Consider the following 19,744-nt stretch of genomic DNA (forward strand, 5'->3'; position numbering starts at 1 on the left):
TCTTAGTCACCTCTTTGTATATTAATGAGCCATGGTTTTACCACCGTGATTTTTACCATCTTTCGTGACACGGAGCACGGCAGAAGCACCTTTGTCTACATGTTTGAATTGGTGGGTTACGATGGGATAGTCACCTTCCTCGGTGACAGTAAATTCAACGACTGCGCCTCCGCTGGCAGGTAACATAACGGTCTGAATACCATACTCGATGTTTCTTGGATTGCCGTCCTTGTATACACGATCCATAATCGTCCCTACGACATGGAAGGAAGAGACTTCATTTGGACCAGCGTTACTGACATAAATGCGAACGGTATCTCCTACTTTGGCAAGTAGCGGATGTTCTTTCAGAGTATAGGTATTGCCATTAAAAACAACATACTCGGGTTCCCCGTTAACAAAAGAATTGTAATCGTGCTCTTTGTACCATTCGCTCTGCACAAGGGTATACGAACGATCAACGAGGTGATCCGAAGGATATCCTGCTTTGGGCTCAACAATGATCATGCCGTACATGCCATTGGCAATGTGAGCTAGGGTTGGTTTGCTACCGCAGTGATACATAAATACGCCGGGATTGGAGGCCGGATAAGTGAAAGTACCTTCTTCCCCCGGCATGACATCAATGAATTTACTGCTCGGAGAAGCATGAACGGCATGCATGTCCATCGAGTGATTCATGCGCGTATCTTTATTTTTCAACGTAAAAACGATCGTGTCGCCCTCCTTCACACGCAGGACTGGGCCAGGTGACGTTCCATTAAACGTCCAGGCGTTATAGATGACTCCTTTTGAAATTTCAATATCTGTCACTTGAGAGGTCATTTCGATATATACGGTGTGGCCATCTCTGCGTATAACCGGATCAACGGGCGGCTGGCTGGGTGCAGTGCTTGAAAAGGCTTCTTCATTTTGGCTCTGCTGAATTGGACTTGTCGAACTGCAATGAGAGAGTGCAGCAGTAAAGATGGTCAGGATCAGCGTGTATTTATAAATGTTGGGAAACGAGAGCATAGATTCACAACCTTTCAATTAGCAAGTGATGATTTTCACAAAAACGAACTTGTGCAAGTAATATTTCAGGAATCTCCTAAGTCCAGATTACGATATCGATGGGATCATCGGTGTGATGAAGCACACATTTGTGTAGGACTAAGGGCGTTATTTTTAGACAATGCGCCAGCATTTGTTGTGCTTGGGTAAAGAGTTTCATATAATTTTATTAACGGCTCATTTGGAACAATGTGGGATAAACGACTGTTTCAGCGTAAGGTTCAATGAAAGGAGAGGGTTATTGTGAAACGTTTCGAAGACGAGGGGGCATACAAATACAGCTTTTATTCTGTGCTTTACCGGGGAGAGCGAGTTGAAGTCAAATGTCCAGAATGCGGCGGGTACGCTTACATAGAACGCTCTAATGGAAAAGTGCAGTGGAGATGTAGTCAGTGCTACGCTCATGCAGTCAAAGAAGCTGACTACGAGTATGCAGCTAAGGGATATTGTACAGTATGTGAGCGGTGGTTTACGGTGCTGGTAACAGATGAGAAGATGACCCCTCATCCGCTAGTCCATATTACATGTCCACACTGCGGGGCGAACAATCGAGCTACACTGCACAAAAGGCAGGTCAGTCGAGGTTATTACAACGAAATTCAAAAGGGCAGGGACCCGCTTTTTGGTCTGGAACTCTATTTTCTGGACCACATTCGAGGCAAACAGATCTGGGCGGTCAATCGAAAACATCTCAATTATCTTCTGCAGTATGTATCGGCTGATTTACGTGTGAAATATGGAGGCAGATCTCAGAAGACTGCATCTCACAGTATTCCTGTCTACATCAAGGAGGCCAAGAACAGGGAAGCTGTAACCCGCGTGTTAACGAAGATGCAGCATAACTTCAGATAAATGATTATCATCAGGAACAGGGGAAAAAAGATGAATAAGCGAATTAAATTTAGTGTTTTTCTGTTTGTGTTTGCCATGATGTGCATACCTGCTTATTTTATTATGGAGACGTATGGTGTATTTCAAAAAGAAAAGGTGTTATCAGGCTACGCCGTTGCTGTGGATGTCGAAGGTAAATCTTATCAGACATGGCCGCTGATCAACGGATATACAGCAATGGACAAACGAGGAGACGACCGCCAGCTGTATTACCGTATTGACACGAGCGGTCTACAGTATTTGTTTCAATTGGCTTATAAGGAGTACGAAGTTCAACCGGGTGGAAACAACCCGTATTTAGCAGGTCAAATCGATTACTCGCAGAGCGACCATGTGTATGTGCAAAGCGAAAACAAATATACCAATGCAAATGACTTTGTTACGGTAATCACGCTGCTGGACCGTGAGGGAAAGATAATCTATACCTACGAACAAACGGGTAAAGGGGACGATAAGCTGGTGAAGTCTATCATTCATCAAGGCATGAGCCGGTCTAGCAATCGCGGCACGGAAGCCGCACGTGATCCTTACCTGAATATTACGGCGTTGTTTCGTGAAAAGCTGGGCATTGATGTAAAATTGACCGTGGATGATGAGCATAAGGTTGTCACAATTCGAATGAACAAAGTGGAGGCAAAATGATGAATATGTATGGTGTAGAGCATGGGCCTGTATATCTGCAAGGGCTGACAAAGAGCGTGGCGGCAGAAAAAACACATGAAGTGGAATGGCAAGGAAAATTACAAACCGGCGATGGACATGATCAGTTTCATATTTTTTATTATGGTGACCTGGATGAAGATGATCTGATTATGTGGCATGATATGACACCATTGTTGATTTATGCAGAACACGCGGTTACTGGGGAACGCTATCTGCTCATTGATGCAGCGAAGCATGGTTACGATGCGATGGTGTGTGAGACGTATCCCGAGGAAGAATTGAACAACAGGCCGCTTCGTCCTTATCTTGACGTTGAGGGTGAGGATACATTTGAAGTATTTTTGACGGCATATTACAACGTGCCATTGGATGAAGAGTTTGGCGAGGATGTGGAGGCAGATGGGACGTATGAGCTGATTACAGGTGAACGTGTGCATTTCAATGAGGTAAAGCGTAATGGTTATGATGCTTTTGCCATCCGCATTCGTAATCGCAAAGGCGTAGAGACTGAAATCGTACAGGAAGAGTTGGCCTAATGTGTTTTGTCTATCCATCATCTTATGAATTTGATGATTCTAATGTTAGGAGCTGATGCTGAATGTATATCGTGTCTCACATGTTAAAGCCTGTTTCTCATCAGGAGTTGCAACAAGTGGAGCAAGAACACGCCGTTCGTCTGCCTTTGGCTTATCAACGCTGGCTGCAACAATACGGAGAAGGAACTTATTCAGGCTGGATGAACATTCAGCGGCCGGATCCTGAAGTTTTAAAACCATTTGCAGCATATGATCTTTGGGAGCATACGGAAGCAACGGTCATCAGCCAGTCCCAATTGCAAGAGTGCATTAGCATTGGAAGTTCAGTAGACGGCGATTTCCTGGTTATTCATGCAGATGTGGAAGGTCTAATTTGGCTCCCGCGGCATGATGAACAGATTACGGTGTGGCCATCGAACGAGGCGTCTTTCGCTGATATTCTTGATCGTATCTACTGCGGATATTACAACAGGGACGAGCCGTTCAGACCAGCGTATTTCGAACCGTGGAACGAGGAGAAGCAACATATTTTTTATCATTTTACGGGAAAAGAGAACGGAACATCAATGAAAGAACTGGTAGATCTGTGCGAGTCGCACTTTTCATGGGATCTGGTCATTGATAATGAATATACATGCAAGCTGTTCAGCGCCATGATTGGCGGGTATGTTCGTTTTAATATGGCGAGTGAGCGCGAAATAGTTTTATTTTATGAAAAAAATAATCATGCAACGGAGGCGCAAGAAGCGCAGCAGCAGGTGCAGGCGATACAACAGTTATTGCAGGCACATCATTGCACTGCATTGGAATAGAGAGCAGCAGAGGGCGAGGGGATTTTATGGATTGGCTGGATACAGAAATTGCAGAACAGTGGCGTAAGGAAGGCAAGCGGTATGCCAGGGATGTAAATGCATTTGTACATAAAATGCTTCAGGGAGAGCATCCGGATGAATCTGAACTGGCAAATGATGCCCGGCATTCGCTCAGTTCCAAAGTGATGAAAATGGTGAAACAGGCTAATCTTCAAGGTGATGTGGAGCGTCTTCGAAAAGAATTACCTGCGGCGACGTGGCCGCTGAGCAATCATTTTCAGGATTCTATGCAGGCCGTGCAAGCTGTATGTTACCTGAATGAGGATACGATGCTCTGTAATACAGGAGTATTGTCGAATAACGGGCAGGTATATACGATGGATCAGCAGGGATGGTGGTGTAGTCCAGATTACACCATGGCAGGCTGTTCAGCGGTCGGCGGTTACGTTGCTCTGGCGAGTCATGAAGGTATTCGCGTCATTCGTGAACCAGACCGCAAGCTGGAAGGAGAGCAAGTCGCATACTACCCATGGGACAAGATCAAAGATCGAATCAAAGCTCAATTGCCTGAAATTGAATCCCTGGCAGATACGATACATCCCGAGAACACGATTGAAAAGCTGATCCCCATGGATCAAGGACAGGCGCTGCTGCTTCAATCCCGGTACGGCATCTATCTGATAGAGCGGGAACAGGTGGTCATTCTTCATCCCGATGTGGCGGAGATTCAGGAGTACGAATATGAAGACACCCATCTTTCTATGGGACATACCGCAGTATCTTCGGATGAGCGCTGGATTGCCTGGGGGAGCCAGATGAGTAGCCATACGGTGCTGGATCGGGAAAGTAACAAGACGTATCAGGTGGAGCCGGAGTCGAGTTATCCGCACTGTGCGGCATTCAGTCAGGACAATCAAGTTGTCTGGTTTAACGCCTGCCATTTCTACAATGGAGTAACGATTCAAGTTCAGCTTGACAGCATTGCTGATCGTAAACAGGATGAAGAGTGGCCTATTATGGAAGAGAATGCTCGTGTGTATACCATGATTGAGATGGAGGCAGGCATGGTGATTGGTGATGCATACGGTTATTTGTATTGCATCAACCGCGAAGGCCAAGAGCTATGGCGCCATTTTGTGGGCTCAACGATCTGTTCTCTGGCTGTGTCACCTGAGCAGTCTCAGCTTGCTGTGGGAACATATGGCGGTATGTTGCACATCCTTGATCTGGGTTCGGAACGGATGGACGAATACGGAATTGGTACAGGTACGTTGCGTGAACGGGAGCGTTACGTATTATGGCGTGAACAGGAGCCGCTGCGCTGGTAGCATAGACTGGCAGGCCTTGAATGAATGAATTTGATTTTGCTAAAGGATGATGAGGGTGGAACGTCAAGAGGCTATAGTGTTGTTAAAATATCACGCCTTTGCTCACGATGATGTGAATCATCCGAAAATGGAACATGGCTTTCTCGGTAGCTTACGTCCGTTTCGCGGTCAATTGATTGAAGAGAACTTCCATGAATTAATGCGCATATTACGCACGCTCGCTCCAGATCTTTCACATGCAGCATTGGATCGGGAAGTAATCGCTTGCCTATGGAGCATTACTCATCTGGCGAGGGCTTGGGCGATTGAACCCGAGGGCATGCTTCGCAGTAATCATCTCATCTCAGATGAGCAGGTTGCAGTGATGGAGGAATGGCTTAATCTGTTCTCGTATGCAGTTATGATCCTGATTGAAGGCGGCGATGAACAAGAGGCGTTCTGGGGATATGAACAATATGTGTTGGACCGAAATGTGCAGAAAGGTGAAGGTGACGGGATATGAAGTCTGGAGTGGATACTGTTATCAATGATCTGCGGATAGAATTGAACCATCTGTTAGACCTGAAAATACAAGATGAAGAGATTCGGTCATTGTATGACACGTATCTTCAATTGTCAGGGGTATCCGAGGCGGAACTGGATCAGTTCGAGAAACAGTATGGGGTCCGTCTGCCCGTTGATTTCCGTGCTTTTTACCGCCATACGGATGGCAGTGGTTATGGTCTGCATATGTTGTACCCGGGGGATGTAGAGCAGGGGTCTTGTCAACCGTTCTATCTAATGTCACTTGATGAGATAGTCGAGACCAAACAATATTTCTGTGATGTGGACGAGAAGCTGGAGGAGCATTACGGGGATGAAGAGATTCGCCAGTTAGATCCTGAGATCAAACCGTATTTGTTCCATAAATCATGGATTCCTTTTGCCACAATGGCTGGAGGTTCGCTCTACTTGATGTTTGATTTTGATCCAGCAGAGGCGGGGACATACGGACAGATTATTATGTATGTGCATGATCCAGACTTTGTTTATTACGTTACATCATCGTTTACGGAGCTTCTCCGGATGTCTATCCGCAATTTGAATCTAATGGATGGGATTGAATACTAGAACCCTGAATGTTCGTTGTAAACTACGATGGATATAAAAAGATGAAATAACCAAAAGGCAGGAGCAATTTGAATAGCTCCTGCCTTTTGGCTAAAACGTAAAGCCTTCAGGCTCTACCACTGGAAAAAACGGTGACCATGAAATCCGCCGGGACCTCCGGGCCCACCCGGTCCGCCCGGTCCGCCATGGCCCCCGTGTCCTCCTGGACCGCCGCCGTGAGGGCCTCCCGGATATCCCGGATAATGTCCTGGATAACCACCATGCCACGATGGTCCAAATCCCCCAATAGGAAAAGGAAGAGGAAATGGCACTACCGGTGGATAAGGATAGGGGTAGGGATAAGGGTAAGGGGGTGGCGGTGGCGGATAATAAGGATAAGGATAGCCTACAGATTGCTGGGTTGATGATGCACCTGGAACATATGACATATCACAAGCCTCCAATGTCTGGATTGATGATATCAGCCTATGCGGATTCTTCACTCGCTGACACAGCAACTTAGCCCAGTAGAAATGGGCTCACCGATCTGGGCGCTAGGCATACGCTGAGGTATAGGGTACCACCTAAACCGAGAGCGAAGGGCAGGCGTTTTATTTTGGCAACCTCGTACATGGATTTCACTTTACCGACTACGCAGTTTACGTATGATCTGAGCAACAATCCGCTTTTCAAGAAAGATGAGCATAATTACATTAATGCACTTTCGGTTAAACAGCTCAATACGTTGGGCGACAGCTCTTTATTGGATATTTTTCTGAGTGCAGGCAATGTCGTCGAACCTCACATTCATCAGAACGCAGCCGAGCTTGTTTATTGCATCAGCGGTGCGGCGGTTGTTTCCCTCATTAACCCGTTCACGAATGAACTGCTTCATTTCCCCATTACACCAGGGCAGACCGCTAACGTACCGCAAGGATGGTGGCACTATGAAGTGGCGACGGCAGATCACACACATCTGCTCGCGATCTTTGATGCCCCTGTGCCTGAAGCGATCTTCGGCTCTGATATTTTGCGACTGACTCCCGCGAAAGTACTGGCTCACACCTATTGTCTGGATGAACATAAAGTGCAGGAAGTCTTGGCCCCCATTCAAAAAACGGTAATTATCGGCCCGCCAAAAGGTTGTAAAACGCAGATCGCGCCTGTATCCAACCACATGCCTAATGTGGGACCGAATCTTCAACCAAACATCCAACCAGTTAATATCCCACCTAGTATCAAACCGAATATTGAACCAAAGATCGAACCAAAGATCGAACATATTGCCCAACCGAGTATTCAACCGAACTTACAGCCTAATATTCAACCCAACATCGAGCCGAATGTACAGCCTAATATGCAACCAAATATGCAACCAAATATGCCTCCTTATGTAAATCGTCTTTCACATTGGGGTACTTGGGTAGATCCGCGTATTATCCACGAACCAGGATGCCCATACTATAGCGAAATCCCGGTGCAATTGAACTCAGATAATAAGGCGTAAATTGAATCATATTCCTCTATTTACTCTTGCTTGTACGAATCTATTTCGTATTTTGTTCTCATTACCGTGAGTTTTATGATAAGCAGATCTGGCATTATTACGATAAGGGCGTTCAACTAAGAGCGCCTTTTTTGTTTTTTTAATCTTTTTTTCTCGCGAGATGTCACAAACTTCATACGTTATTTGTCTTCAGTATGTAGACCAAATGAGAGCTGATGATGGAGGAGAATGAATATGAATTTACGTATGAATTACAGAGCGGCGAACCCTGGTGCTTTCAAAGCTATGATGGCGTTGGAGCAATATGTATCCGGGCAATTTGAAGATAAGGTGTTATATGAGTTGTTGAAAATTCGTGTCTCTCAGATCAATGGCTGTGCCTTTTGTATAGATATGCATGCTAAAGACTTGATGAAGCTGGGCGATTATGGGGATCATATTCTTTTGCTCAGTGTGTGGCATGAAGTGCCTATATTTACGGAGAAACAACGTGTTATGCTTGAGATGGTCGAGGTTTTGACGCGAATATCGGAGCATGGGGTTCCACTTGAGCTGTATAATAAAATTCGTGAACACTTCAGCGAAACTGAAATCGTTAATTTGATTATGGCGATTAATTCAATCAACAGTTGGAACCGTATTGCCATTACGACAGGTATGTACCCAGGATGTTTTAACTAACGTGATAAACGAGAAAAATAAACGATAAACGAACCAAGCCAGAGGAGGCGATCCTACGCAGTCCAATCTTAATTCTGATTCTAATCAACATAAGTATACGCCGGAACCGTCTTCTCTGGATGTTGGTGCATTGTATAAACAGTATAAAAATTATGCCTTCTCGATCGCATATCGTATGCTGGGCAGTGTGACTGAGGCGGAAGATATCGTTCAGGACTGCTTCGCAGAACTTCAAAGGTTGAGGAATCAGCTTATTCACCAACCCAAGTCTTACATTGGAAAACTCATCGTGAACCGCTGTTTGAATCTGTTGAACTCTGCTCGCAACCAGAGGGAGCATTATGTCGGGGAATGGCTTCCCGAGCCGCTTGGTGTTCATGAATTAGTTAATACGCCAGAGGAAGCGATACAGCAAAAAGAAATGATTTCGTACGCCTATCTGGTTATGCTTGAACGTCTGTCACCCGTGGAACGGGCTGTTTTTGTGCTACGCGAAGCGTTTGAGCATGACTATTCGGAGATTGCGGGATGGCTGGGGAAAACAGAAAGCAACTGTCGACAGATTTACAGTCGTGCCAGACGAAATTTACCTGAACAACTTCCAGTGATAGAGCAAGCGAGCGCCAATTGGAAAACTAAAAAAGAAGTGCTTAGCCGTTTCACCTCGGCATTTCTAGCACATGACGTTTCAGCTATGCTGGAGCTGTTGACAGATCAGCCTGTGTTCACAGCGGATGGCGGCGGCGTAGCACGCACGATTATGCGAACAATGCATGTGCATAAAGGTGTGCTCGCCATCCTTACCTCTCCTAGAGTGCTACGTTCGTTAAGAGAAAGAATGTGGAAGCCTGCATTCATTAATGGCGAGCCTCAGCTCGCTTTAATGAAAGATGGGCAGGTCACTGAAGTGTTATGTTTGGAAATGGATGCTTCAGGGAAGCGAATCCATGGCGTGTATCTCATTGTCAATCCAAACAAACTGGCAACTGTGCAATTATGAACTAATAATAGTAATGAAATGTTTAACTGTGACTACTTATTTAAGCGACATGATCCTTTTAAAAAGGACCGTCGCTTTTTTTGTTTTATATACCGTCTAATCTACTTTAGTTTCTCTATCATAAATTTGATTCTAGAGTTATACATGGTATGATCTAATAGATTTGAAAAATAGTAAATATATGCCATGAATGAAGTAGATTTTGAATTCAACACAAGTGAGGTTGTACGTATTGAGAAAACTAAATTATGTGCACATGTTTGTTTTTCTTAGTGCAGTTACGGTTGTCACGCTGGGGTTGTATTACATAGCGGCCGACTGGCTGAATCAGCGGTATTTCCGTTTCCTAATCTGGAATTTGTTTTTGGGCTGGATTCCATTTGTATTCTCATCCCTAACCTATGGTTTGGGCCGTCTGAAATGGAAAGGAGCCATATGGATCGCGATACCGAGTGCGATGATGTGGCTGTTGTTTTTCCCCAACTCTTCGTATATCGTTACGGATTTGCTTCACCTGACGTCAAGGAGTTCAAGGTATTTCTCTGGAAGCCTTGCCGAGTTTCACTATTGGTATGATCTGATGGTTGTGCTGATGTTTGTGTGGACAGGACTGCTGATCGGCTTCCTATCAATGTATCAGATTCAGGAAGTCATCTATAATCGGTTAGGACGTGCGGCGTCATGGATATTTGTAATGGGTGGAACAGCTCTTGGCAGTTATGGTGTTCTGCTTGGACGGGTTTATCGGTTAAACAGCTGGGATGCATTAACTAATCGCGAGTTGTTAATCAGGCTGATGAACGAAAGTGTTAGTCGGCCCTCCTTGGCGTTTTGTATGTTCTTTGGAACGTTTCTTTTTACTATCTATCTCACGTTATATTATTTGCTGAATGCGAGAGGGTCTGGACCAGATCAACGAAGTTTACAAACCAATGATAAGAAAGTGTAGGTGCTTCGATATGCTGGATGCAGTAAAGGTCAGGGAAAAAGTCAAAGAGGTTATGGAACAAAAAGATTTTTCGGGTGTTGTGCTGTGCAAACAGGAGGGAGAGACCCTTTTTCAGATGGTGCGAGGGTATGCGAACCGCAGTGATGAACTTCTGAATGATGTGAATACACGTTTTGGTATTGCTTCGGGCTGTAAGGTTTTCACAGCTGTAAGTATAGGTCAGTTGATTGAGCAAGGACATTTTACGTTAGATTCCAAATTAAAGGATGTCCTAAACCTTACGTTTCCGGCGTGGGATTCAGAGATTACAGTGCACCAGTTGCTGACCCATACTTCTGGCGTACCGGATTATTTTGATGAGGACGAGATGGATGATTTTTCAGCGTTGTGGAGAGACAGGCCCGTGTATGTGATGCGACAGCTCAGTGATTTTCTGGCTATGTTTCAACATCTGCCAATGAAGTCTGCTCCTGGTGAGAAATTTCATTATAACAATGCGGCATTTATCGTACTCGGACTCATTGTGGAGCAATACACTGGCTTGGCCTTTACAACATATGTGGAGGAACATATTTTCAAACGTGCGGGTATGCAAGATTCAGGTTATTTCCTGACAGATCAGCTTCCGCGTAACACAGCTATTGGATATATCGATGCTGACGACGGGACATGGACTAGTAATATTTTTTCGATCCCTGTTCAAGGTGGAGCAGATGGCGGAGCCTATGTAACCGCACCAGATATGATTCGTTTCTGGGATGCTCTGTGGGGTATACGTTGCTCGGTGAGGAGATGACACGGTATTTGTTGACACCCTACGCGCACGATGAGGACGAGGAATTTTATGGTTTGGGGATATGGCTGGAGTTACGTGAAAAAGAAATATTTAAGGCTCATGTCATGGGTTTTGACCCAGGTGTTTCGTTTATGTCTGGCGTGTATCCCAAGCATGGGATTCAACTTGTGGTTATTTCAAATCAGGAGTCAGGGCCTTATCCTATAACGTTGGCTGTAGAGGAAGCAATGGTGTAAAGGGAGAGTTGAGGTTGGAAAATATCGGATCGTAGACAATTGCCCTGAAACGGACAGAAGGGAGAACGCCGTAGCAGGTTAATTCCTAATGTCTGAGTACCCTTGCCCTTCCACTTAACGATCACTCCTTCCAGGCAAGGGTGTATGTTTGAAATATCTCTCTTCGAATCAATGTAAATTTATTCGGAAAAGGTAGCTAGCTTCCACAATTCAGGCACAATGAATCTGGGGAATACGTCGATGGGTGGCTTTTCCTTCTTGCGTTTGTCATTAGTCAGCACGGTCACAAGTTCCAACTCGGGAACAACATATACATACTGACCTCCAAATCCTCTGGCGTAGTAATAATCTAGTGATTTGAGACGCTTTGAATCCGTAGGTCGGTGTTGGGAGACCGAGTTATCGTCAAGATGTTGACCTGCATATTGATCCACCCACCAGTGCCATCCGTAACTGCCATGGTTTGGTGGTGGGACCGTGATGAAGGGCTGGGTTGAACGTTGGACGAGTTGGCTGGAAATAAGCTGTTTTCCTTCCCATTTCCCTTCCTGAAGGTAGAGTTGTCCGAATCTGAGCAAGTCGGTTGGCAGCAGTCTCAGGCCAAATCCACCCGTGTGTACACCTTGGGGATCTTGCTCCCATTCATAATCTTGAATGCCAAGTGGGCCAAATAGATAACGCTCGGCATACGCTGCTACACTCATGCCTACATGTTGCATTAATATTGAGGATAGAATCTGGGAAACTCCCGAATTGTATTCCATATGTGTGCCAGGTTCATGTCGCAAACGCTGTTCTAAAGCGAAATTAACCCAATGATCCGTACGTGTCATCCGTGGAAACGAATTTTGTCCGCCGAACTCGTCCCAGTTAAATCCGGCTGTCATTGTAAGCAGTTGCTCTAGGGTAATTGCTGGTTTACGTGGGTCAGGATCAGAAGTAAGCTGTGGGAAAAAGGTGGATATGGGCGTGCCTGCCTCGGGCAGTAGCCCATGATCCATGGCGATACAGATGAGCGCAGAGATGATGCTCTTGGTACATGAATTAATTTTGGCGATATCTGTCTCAGCCTGTGTGTTCCGAAAATGCTTGTAAACGATCTCCCCGCGTACACTGACCAGACAGCTTCTGAGATCCAGCGGTGGAATGATCTGTTGCAATGTATGATGAAGGTTTAGGGAATTCATAGTGTCCTTTCTGTGTTCGTTATGTATTTAGTATGTAGATTCCAAAGGGTTGCCCACTATGTTAGCATATTCATTTGGGTAGCTCAACAAACATCAATTTCATTATTTCATTGCAGAGGAGGCCAAACTTATGTACAAAATCGGTAATCAAGGCACGTTCAAAGCGTTGCCTGATCCAGCCCTCGCAATCTACCAAGGAGATGTTGCCCGTGTTGAAGCATATATACAGCAAGGAATGGACTTGGAAGAAAAAATAGCATTAAGCTCGAACATTACGCTTCGTCCGCTTGACCTGGCATTGATCTGTAATCAGTCGAAGGTGATCAGACTTCTTGTGGAGCGAGGGGCCGAGATCAATGCCAAAGATCATCCAGCCATTTTATATGCGGCGCGCTACGGTGGAGCAGATGTGATTCGTTATTTAGTTGAGCAAGGAGCCAAATTGAACGGACTAAGCCGGTTAAAATCAAGTGCATACGACGAGGCATACTACGGGAACAAAAAGAATATTTCGGTGTTGAACGACCTTGGGTTGGACATCCGCAAATATGGCGGCAAAACGTTACGAAAAGCAGTATCGGATCATGATATGAAAACGGTTCAATACCTGCTGAATGAGGGTGTGGACATCAACTACAACGAGCCGGATATGGTTTATCCGTACAAAGCGACACCGCTCACCGTAGCTGCACGGCAGAACAGTATGCGAATGGTCAAATATTTGGTGGAACAAGGTGCGGATGTGACGTTGCAGGAGAAGGACGGGGAGCGGGCCTACACGATTGCGGTCAGTCAGAAAAATAATGAAATGGCTGAATACTTGAAATCACACGAGCCTGAGGAGTTCCATAATCTGAGCAATAAACTGCATGCACTACAATCATACAAGCTCCCCGAAACGTTAATCCGTTTTATGACCGAAGGTTCACGCCGAATAGACCTGCCAAGCTGTCCCGCTGGCGTTGGTTATATTGAATTCTTTTCGTTGACAGATACGGTGGAGATGAAGATGGGCAGGCAGAAGCTATTGCGTTTATCCTCTGATCTGGATCAGTACTCTCATATGCTCATCGTCTGGAATCCAAGCAAAAAGATGATAGGTTATGCCGATATTGAACATCAGGAGCAGGGCACATTATGCACATTTGAACAATTTTTGGAAGAACCTGAGGTTTACATTGAACGGCTTTTGAATTAGAAACAGTGGTGTCTTGATTTGTGAAACCTCTTGCATAACGCGGTTGCGATTGCAAGAGGTTTTTGAGTTTTCTCAAAGTGGTGCCTAAATAGGAAAAATATCTCATGAAATATGAACTATACTAGTGCGTAAGAAGGTTAGAAATGGTAAAATAGCAATGCCTAAACATGAAAAAAGACGATAATTGACGAATATTAATATATCTTATGATTGTGTTGGTTGGGATCATAGATGTTGAAATCTAGTATTTTAAGCTAAAGTGAGGAATAGAATATGGCTATTATTGATGTAATCAAGTATGACGGTTCGCCCGACGTGTTTGCCTGGAAACATCCGGAGACTGAATTGGGAACTTGGACTCAGTTAATTGTAAATCAATCTCAACAGGCTATACTCTTTAAGGATGGAAGGGCCCTTGATCTGTTCGGGCCAGGCAGGCACACGTTAAGTACAGCGAACATCCCGATACTAAACCGACTTATTAACCTTCCATTTGGAGGAAAGTCTCCTTTTGCTGCAGAAGTCTGGTATGTGAATCAAGTAAGTGCTATGGACGTCAAGTGGGGAACTGCGAATCCGATTCAGGTTCAGGACCCGAAATATAATATTATTGTGCCTGTTAGAGCTTTTGGACAAATGGGCATGAAAATCTCAGATTCACGAAAATTTTTAGTTAAACTTGTAGGAACACTGCCAGAGTTTAATCAGCTCAATATGGTGAATTACTTCCGTGGATTAATTACGATGAATATCAATTCGATGCTATCTTCCTATTTAATACATAGAAAAGTAAGTGTGTTAGAAATTAATGCCTATATCGCTGAAATATCACGACACTTTGCGGACAACATCGCTTCTACATTTGACGAGTTTGGAATTGAACTTATCAATCTATACATTCATAATGTCAATTTGCCCGAAGAAGACCCATCGGTCATTCGATTACGGGAAGCGCTCGCGCGCAAAGCGGAAATGGATATCATTGGATACACCTATCAGCAGGAACGCTCATTCGACACGCTTGAAGGTGCAGCCAAGAATGAAGGAAGCATGCAGTCTGATATTATGGGCGCAGGTCTTGGTATGGGCATGGGCGTTGGCTTGGGAGGTTCGTTTAGTAGCGGAATGTCTGAAATGTCCAAAGTCATGTCTACAACAACAGAAACGCCTGCCGTACGCTTGTGCGGGCATTGTCAACATCCGAATCAGGAACAGAGCTCTTTTTGCAGTAAATGCGGAAAATCATTAGCTGAAAAATCTGCAACGACGGACTGTAATAATTGTGGTCACACGATGGAGAAAGGAACTAAGTTTTGTCCGAACTGCGGTGACAAATATTATGCTTGTCCTTCATGTGGGGCTGATAATGCGGAGAATGCGTCTGAATGCGTGAAGTGTCACGAGCCGATGCCAAGGCCATGTCCTAATTGCAACCACATGAATGGGCCTCACACTAAATTTTGTGGAAACTGTGGCACAGGTTTAACGTTGAAGTGTAATCAATGTCAACATGAAGTACAACCTGGTCAGAAATTCTGTCTCGATTGCGGAAATAATCTGCAAGAAGGGGGGCAGGCTTAGTGATGGTGAAACGGAGCAACGTTTTTATTCTAGATGTAATCTATCTTGTCTGTTTAATTTTAAGTTCGATCATCTCATTTACGATGTTTAGCAACGATATTCTATCATTTCCATTCTGGATCAATCTTGCCGCATCGTACGTTGCGATGACGACTTTGTGGATTTATGCGCGTCATGTGATGCAAAATATGGATCGCTTTAAACGTTTTGTCCCAGGTTACACAGCTATAGGCATTGTATTAATCATTTATCTGGGGTGTGTCATTTTTTATGCGTTATTCGTAGGTTTCGCAGATTATGCACTGCGCTGGTTTGTTTTGTTACATGTAATCACTGCGGCTCTTGCTTTCATTTTGTGCGCTATTTTAATGATCTATATTCGATCAGGAAGTGAGCATGAAGCCAATCAACAATTGAATATTAACGACTGGAAATCAATTGAGAACGCCATGTATCAGTTGCTTAATATAATGGATAAACATCCAATGTTGAATGTGGAAAAGGACAGGAAGTCAGTAGAAGCCATCATTGAGCTGGTTAAATATAGCGATCCAATCGCGCCAGCTGCCGTGCAGTATAATGATCGTCAGATTCTTATAGATATTGAATTGTTGAGAGAAGAACTGTCTACTCAGTATGAGGCAGGAGAAGTAGTAAATAGTGAACGTGTGGCTATGCAATTATCCCGATTGATGTCTCGTCTAAAAGAAAGAAATCAACAGATTCTTTCGCTCAAATCTTAACCATGTTTTAGGGGGAGAAGAAAGTGAAGAGGTTTTTTGGAATTATTTTAATCATCATCTCGTTTATAACCATTCTATTCTCATTAATGATGATGGCGGATGAAGCGGGTCTAGCCGTGTTTAGTTTAATCGTACTTTTTATTCCTGGTGTTATTGTATTGGTTACGGGAATAAAAATGTGTGGTCGACCTAAGTCTCGTTCTAAATCGGCTCGTAATGATCAACATCCGACTAGTGTTAAAGAACATTATAAGGATGTGTACCTTGATAAAAACCATATCCAGCAAAAAGAGCCGGTTTCGGTAAATTGCTCTGGATGTGGAGCTAAGGTAGAGGTATATCCTAATTCGTCGGCAAATTGTGAATATTGTGGGACAACGGTAAGAACTTCGTAGTTTCACTGACTTGCTTGAAGCTTAAGAATGAAGACTTGTGATAGATTATTTGAGTGCTTACAGAGTGTTCTTTGGAGGAATTATCATGATCAGAGCGATTTTTGGATTGATATTTTTGATCTATGCAATTGGTATGCCTATTGCCTTTTTTAATGCAGGTGATCACAAAAACATTGGAAGTAATCCGGTCACCTTCGTAGTGCTCCTCGTATTAGAGTTTATTTTTATATTTTCAGCGATTAAATTACTCCAAAGAAAAAAGGTTCCTCAAAAACAATTTTATGGCGGGGACTATGGGAGTGATTCAGATCCGGCACTAGAAAATACTTATCGGCCCCAAGAAATTGGAAATGGTCCCTCAAGTTACAATAGTAATACGGTGATTTATACAAATAATCAGTCACTTAGCTACACAGAGATAAATATAAACAGCGACAAGTATGCTAAAGACGAAGAAGAAAAGGTTGAAGAGAAGGTTGAAGAAGCACCAAGGCAAGTTTCAGTGACCTGCTCGGGGTGCGGGGCGAAGGTAAAGGTGTATCGGAAACAGTTCACGGATTGTGAGTACTGTGGAACAACGGTTGAAGCTTCATAAATCAGTAGAATAAATATAAAGAGAACCACAGCTTTGTCCCTTTGAATAGGGGATAGGCTGTGGTCTTCTTTTTATAATCTGCTCTAAAAGTCTCTAGTCCGATCGAAGACTTCGTATAACTGCTCCCGATCAATCTTGAAGGAACCTGACTGGGTTGTTTTCAACTGATCCTCTAGTTGATCGATCAAGCCCGCAAATACAGTAGCAATCTCTTCACGCTCAACCGTCTCAATCCATTCCGATTTGACATCCATTTGATTAAACGTCTGTGTATACTCCTGAGTGAAAGAAATGAGTTGATCGGAGAGTGTGTCTTCATAATCATTTCTCTGGCTTAATTCACGAATCCGCTTCAGAGACTGTTTATACAACTGCGCGGCTTTTTTGGCATGTACTGCCTTGATCTGTTCCCTTCCATCCCAATCCCGAAATGGATTGTTCAGATTCTCAGCGAGCCATTCCGGTTTACGAGGCTGAGTGATATCGAGATCGATTCGGGTTTCGGCAACTTTTTTATATCGGGTTTTGATCGACTTGGCTGCTTCTGCCGGAAGACTGCTCATCCAAAGCGTATGTAGTTCAGGAAGATGCTCGGGACTTGGAAATTGATCTCCATCAAAACCAAATAGATCATTCGTGCTGAACATTTGCAAAGATTTTAGATGTTGAATGGAATGAATGCCCGATATCGTACCAGGTTTACCCCACAAGCGTAATTCGGAAAGTTCAGGGTAGGATTGGACGACAGATTCAATATCAAGCTCTTTGATTTTATACAATTGAAGGCTACTTAGACGAGAAAGACCGCAAATTTCTGGCAAAGTTTCCGCTATACTTAAGGTCAGCTGCTGTCCGTCTCCAGTAGTATCAATAAGAAGACCTGGACTGATCTCGCCGGTGAGACTTAGGAAATCCATCTTGTTATTGAGTATAATCTTCTCCATTCCGCTAGCATCCACAACAAGCTGGGTCAACTGCGTTTGACTGAAATTCAGTATACGTTGCCCGTGGTTCTGTACATGAAGTTCATAAACGAAGGGATTCTCTTTCAGAAAAGGAATGATAGCCTCGTGGTACCCATTCATCTCGATATGAGTCAGACACGGAAGTGCCTCAAGTTCAGCTACATCGTCAGCTGAAGTTGGAATAAAGTTACGAATCGTGCTGGTGTTACGTCGCATTTTAATCCCGCGGGCGGTGATGTCACTGTGGTCATGAGCTGCCTGCTTAAAAAGAGTTCTGCGGCTTTCATTGATGAGTTCCCATTGCCGCTGACGATACAGGCTTTCTCCGGCCGGCCAACCCGAACTGTAACTTCGTGATTCTTCGGTAATTAGGGGAGGTCGGTTGCCGACTAAAATATAGGATACAGGAACATCCGCTTTTACATAGTTATGCTCTAAGGTACCATTCCAAAAAAAAAAATTGCAGATCAGTGGTTTCATCACGTCAAGCTCGGATTCCGTTGGGAGCTGATCTCCAGACCAGTTCAATTGCAGAATCGCGGCTAGTTGACGTGGTTTTTTATCTTCTGTTTCTTTCAAAGCAGTGATCTGACAGGCCGTATATTGTTGCATTTGTTCATTAAAGCTGCAGTATATATCCCCGATAGATGGAAACATAATAAACTCCTCTCAACATATAAAGAGTACATTGGAAAAAAATGAAGCCCAATTCGTTATCAGAATTATATCATCTAAGCCTCACAAACTTCCAATTCAAGGCAAGCACAGCCCACGTTCTTCTTATCCGCAGCACGCACAGTTTGACTTAGTTATACGCCAGAGCTTGAATGCAGTATTATCTCATGATGTCCCAGCATACAGTACAACAACGAGATGTTTGCCCAAGGAGGAGAATATAACCGATGATCAATCCGATCTTGAAATCCCCCAATGTTCCGCTTGCTGCTGATTCCAATGCTGTGGTGAATTACCGGAGAGATTCAAGCAACTACGTCACTCAGTTATTTGGAGAGCAGTTGCCAACGATTGAGAATGGTTTTTTTAATGTCTATCTGAGTAAAGGGATTATTGTGCAGCCCCACTGGCACCCCAATGTAACCGAGATGGTCGTGGTAATCAGCGGTGAGATTACAGCTTCCGTGTTCAATCCGTTCACACGTGAACGGATAACGTATCGTTTGAAGCCGGGGCAAGTGGTTGTTTTTCCAAAAGGCTGGTTTCATTGGTTTGTTGCGGAAACCGATGGCGTATATGTGCTGACCATATTTGATCAACCGACACCGGATATTGTATTTGGGGCAGATTTTCTTGCGGCTACACCGCCGGAGGTTGCTCATCGCGCATATTGTCTGGATGAAGAAGCCTATGCCAAAGCGGTTGCATCCATCCAGAATGATGCCATTCTTGGTCCTAATATTGGTTGTGGAACAGACGTTTCGGATACCTCTGTTCAAGCTTCCAAGGCTACCAAAGCGCCAAGGGAATAACGGTAACCGAAATATCCAAAGGATTTTAACCTTTCTTAACTGATTATCATTC

The 19,744-nt window shown here is 44.2% G+C and carries 21 protein-coding genes and 1 pseudogene; 18 read left to right on the forward strand and 4 right to left on the reverse strand.

Annotated features, from left to right (window positions below; translation table 11 throughout):
* Positions 1-21: 21 nt before the first annotated feature.
* A complete protein-coding gene (locus H7T88_RS09615) occupies positions 22-1,014 on the reverse strand; it encodes a multicopper oxidase domain-containing protein (protein WP_154957522.1) in 993 nt (330 codons plus the stop codon).
* Between the two features lie 282 nt (positions 1,015-1,296).
* Here H7T88_RS09615 and H7T88_RS09620 point away from each other — a divergent pair, with 282 nt between their 5' ends.
* From H7T88_RS09620 to H7T88_RS09650, 7 genes are all read left to right on the forward strand, one after another.
* The gene (locus tag H7T88_RS09620) at positions 1,297-1,905 is read left to right on the forward strand and encodes an FmdB family zinc ribbon protein (protein WP_154890548.1); all 609 of its coding nucleotides are present in this window, start codon (positions 1,297-1,299) and stop codon (positions 1,903-1,905) included.
* Positions 1,906-1,935: 30 nt separating this feature from the next.
* Complete coding sequence (locus H7T88_RS09625; RefSeq protein ID WP_154983620.1) at positions 1,936-2,586, forward strand: hypothetical protein; 651 nt, start codon at positions 1,936-1,938, stop codon at positions 2,584-2,586.
* The gene (locus H7T88_RS09630) at positions 2,583-3,143 is read left to right on the forward strand and encodes a hypothetical protein (RefSeq protein WP_221788252.1); all 561 of its coding nucleotides are present in this window, start codon (positions 2,583-2,585) and stop codon (positions 3,141-3,143) included. Before H7T88_RS09625 ends, H7T88_RS09630 begins: the two co-directional genes overlap by 4 nt.
* Before the next feature lie 80 nt (positions 3,144-3,223).
* A complete protein-coding gene (locus H7T88_RS09635) occupies positions 3,224-3,955 on the forward strand; it encodes an SMI1/KNR4 family protein (RefSeq protein ID WP_221788253.1) in 732 nt (243 codons plus the stop codon).
* Positions 3,956-3,981: 26 nt separating this feature from the next.
* On the forward strand, positions 3,982-5,283 hold the full coding sequence (locus H7T88_RS09640; protein WP_221788254.1) for a hypothetical protein: 1,302 nt from the start codon (positions 3,982-3,984) through the stop codon (positions 5,281-5,283).
* A gap of 55 nt (positions 5,284-5,338) precedes the next feature.
* A complete protein-coding gene (locus H7T88_RS09645) occupies positions 5,339-5,785 on the forward strand; it encodes a hypothetical protein (RefSeq protein ID WP_154890543.1) in 447 nt (148 codons plus the stop codon).
* Between the two features lie 8 nt (positions 5,786-5,793).
* Positions 5,794-6,393, forward strand: coding sequence for an SMI1/KNR4 family protein (locus tag H7T88_RS09650; protein ID WP_154890655.1), 600 nt, complete (start codon positions 5,794-5,796; stop codon positions 6,391-6,393).
* Between the two features lie 113 nt (positions 6,394-6,506).
* Here the strand turns inward: H7T88_RS09650 and H7T88_RS09655 are convergent, their stop codons facing one another.
* Positions 6,507-6,821 (reverse strand): hypothetical protein, encoded by a 315-nt coding sequence (locus H7T88_RS09655; protein WP_186809723.1) that lies wholly within the window; start codon positions 6,819-6,821, stop codon positions 6,507-6,509.
* 167 nt (positions 6,822-6,988) lie between these two features.
* Here H7T88_RS09655 and H7T88_RS29175 point away from each other — a divergent pair, with 167 nt between their 5' ends.
* The 5 genes and pseudogenes from H7T88_RS29175 (at position 6,989) to H7T88_RS09680 (ending at position 11,541) form a co-directional block, all read left to right on the forward strand.
* Positions 6,989-7,879, forward strand: a complete 891-nt coding sequence (locus H7T88_RS29175; RefSeq protein ID WP_221788255.1) for a cupin domain-containing protein — start codon at positions 6,989-6,991, stop codon at positions 7,877-7,879.
* Between the two features lie 234 nt (positions 7,880-8,113).
* Positions 8,114-8,560, forward strand: a complete 447-nt coding sequence (locus H7T88_RS09665; RefSeq protein ID WP_221788256.1) for a carboxymuconolactone decarboxylase family protein — start codon at positions 8,114-8,116, stop codon at positions 8,558-8,560.
* A 130-nt stretch (positions 8,561-8,690) separates the two neighbouring features.
* A complete protein-coding gene (locus H7T88_RS09670) occupies positions 8,691-9,560 on the forward strand; it encodes a sigma-70 family RNA polymerase sigma factor (protein WP_260510805.1) in 870 nt (289 codons plus the stop codon).
* A 232-nt stretch (positions 9,561-9,792) separates the two neighbouring features.
* Positions 9,793-10,509, forward strand: coding sequence for a DUF1361 domain-containing protein (locus H7T88_RS09675; protein ID WP_221788257.1), 717 nt, complete (start codon positions 9,793-9,795; stop codon positions 10,507-10,509).
* Positions 10,510-10,519: 10 nt separating this feature from the next.
* A pseudogene (locus H7T88_RS09680) lies at positions 10,520-11,541 on the forward strand (serine hydrolase domain-containing protein).
* A 179-nt stretch (positions 11,542-11,720) separates the two neighbouring features.
* Here H7T88_RS09680 and H7T88_RS09685 read toward each other — a convergent pair.
* Complete coding sequence (locus tag H7T88_RS09685; RefSeq protein WP_221788258.1) at positions 11,721-12,728, reverse strand: serine hydrolase domain-containing protein; 1,008 nt, start codon at positions 12,726-12,728, stop codon at positions 11,721-11,723.
* Positions 12,729-12,858: 130 nt separating this feature from the next.
* On the opposite strand from H7T88_RS09685, the gene H7T88_RS09690 reads away from it, so the two are divergent.
* The 5 genes from H7T88_RS09690 (at position 12,859) to H7T88_RS09710 (ending at position 17,240) form a co-directional block, all read left to right on the forward strand.
* Entirely contained in the window at positions 12,859-13,926 is a 1,068-nt protein-coding gene (locus H7T88_RS09690) for an ankyrin repeat domain-containing protein (RefSeq protein WP_221788259.1), read from the forward strand.
* 273 nt (positions 13,927-14,199) lie between these two features.
* A complete protein-coding gene (locus H7T88_RS09695) occupies positions 14,200-15,507 on the forward strand; it encodes an SPFH domain-containing protein (RefSeq protein WP_154983609.1) in 1,308 nt (435 codons plus the stop codon).
* A gap of 2 nt (positions 15,508-15,509) precedes the next feature.
* Positions 15,510-16,250, forward strand: a complete 741-nt coding sequence (locus tag H7T88_RS09700; RefSeq protein ID WP_221788260.1) for a hypothetical protein — start codon at positions 15,510-15,512, stop codon at positions 16,248-16,250.
* Between the two features lie 23 nt (positions 16,251-16,273).
* Entirely contained in the window at positions 16,274-16,645 is a 372-nt protein-coding gene (locus H7T88_RS09705; protein WP_154957510.1) for a hypothetical protein, read from the forward strand.
* Positions 16,646-16,730: 85 nt separating this feature from the next.
* The gene (locus H7T88_RS09710) at positions 16,731-17,240 is read left to right on the forward strand and encodes a hypothetical protein (RefSeq protein ID WP_221788262.1); all 510 of its coding nucleotides are present in this window, start codon (positions 16,731-16,733) and stop codon (positions 17,238-17,240) included.
* 83 nt (positions 17,241-17,323) lie between these two features.
* Here the strand turns inward: H7T88_RS09710 and H7T88_RS09715 are convergent, their stop codons facing one another.
* The gene (locus H7T88_RS09715) at positions 17,324-18,862 is read right to left on the reverse strand and encodes a hypothetical protein (RefSeq protein ID WP_221788264.1); all 1,539 of its coding nucleotides are present in this window, start codon (positions 18,860-18,862) and stop codon (positions 17,324-17,326) included.
* Positions 18,863-19,107: 245 nt separating this feature from the next.
* Here H7T88_RS09715 and H7T88_RS09720 point away from each other — a divergent pair, with 245 nt between their 5' ends.
* Entirely contained in the window at positions 19,108-19,692 is a 585-nt protein-coding gene (locus tag H7T88_RS09720) for a cupin domain-containing protein (RefSeq protein ID WP_154957507.1), read from the forward strand.
* Positions 19,693-19,744 lie beyond the last annotated feature (52 nt).

Source organism: Paenibacillus cucumis (ex Kampfer et al. 2016) (genome assembly GCF_019748695.1).
GTDB lineage: Bacteria > Bacillota > Bacilli > Paenibacillales > Paenibacillaceae > Paenibacillus > Paenibacillus polysaccharolyticus.

Excerpts from the sequence above, each read along its gene's own strand:
- H7T88_RS09685 (WP_221788258.1), bottom strand. The coding sequence starts at position 12,728 with ATGAATTCCCTAAACCTTCATCATACATTGCAACAGATCATTCCACCG.
- H7T88_RS09715 (WP_221788264.1), bottom strand. The coding sequence starts at position 18,862 with ATGTTTCCATCTATCGGGGATATATACTGCAGCTTTAATGAACAAATG.
- H7T88_RS09635 (WP_221788253.1), top strand. The coding sequence starts at position 3,224 with ATGTTAAAGCCTGTTTCTCATCAGGAGTTGCAACAAGTGGAGCAAGAA.
- H7T88_RS09615 (WP_154957522.1), bottom strand. The coding sequence starts at position 1,014 with ATGCTCTCGTTTCCCAACATTTATAAATACACGCTGATCCTGACCATC.
- H7T88_RS09625 (WP_154983620.1), top strand. The coding sequence starts at position 1,936 with ATGAATAAGCGAATTAAATTTAGTGTTTTTCTGTTTGTGTTTGCCATG.
- H7T88_RS09655 (WP_186809723.1), bottom strand. The coding sequence starts at position 6,821 with ATGTCATATGTTCCAGGTGCATCATCAACCCAGCAATCTGTAGGCTAT.
- H7T88_RS09630 (WP_221788252.1), top strand. The coding sequence starts at position 2,583 with ATGATGAATATGTATGGTGTAGAGCATGGGCCTGTATATCTGCAAGGG.
- H7T88_RS09640 (WP_221788254.1), top strand. The coding sequence starts at position 3,982 with ATGGATTGGCTGGATACAGAAATTGCAGAACAGTGGCGTAAGGAAGGC.
- H7T88_RS09690 (WP_221788259.1), top strand. The coding sequence starts at position 12,859 with ATGTACAAAATCGGTAATCAAGGCACGTTCAAAGCGTTGCCTGATCCA.
- H7T88_RS09665 (WP_221788256.1), top strand. The coding sequence starts at position 8,114 with ATGAATTTACGTATGAATTACAGAGCGGCGAACCCTGGTGCTTTCAAA.
- H7T88_RS09720 (WP_154957507.1), top strand. The coding sequence starts at position 19,108 with ATGATCAATCCGATCTTGAAATCCCCCAATGTTCCGCTTGCTGCTGAT.
- H7T88_RS09695 (WP_154983609.1), top strand. The coding sequence starts at position 14,200 with ATGGCTATTATTGATGTAATCAAGTATGACGGTTCGCCCGACGTGTTT.
- H7T88_RS09700 (WP_221788260.1), top strand. The coding sequence starts at position 15,510 with ATGGTGAAACGGAGCAACGTTTTTATTCTAGATGTAATCTATCTTGTC.
- H7T88_RS09710 (WP_221788262.1), top strand. The coding sequence starts at position 16,731 with ATGATCAGAGCGATTTTTGGATTGATATTTTTGATCTATGCAATTGGT.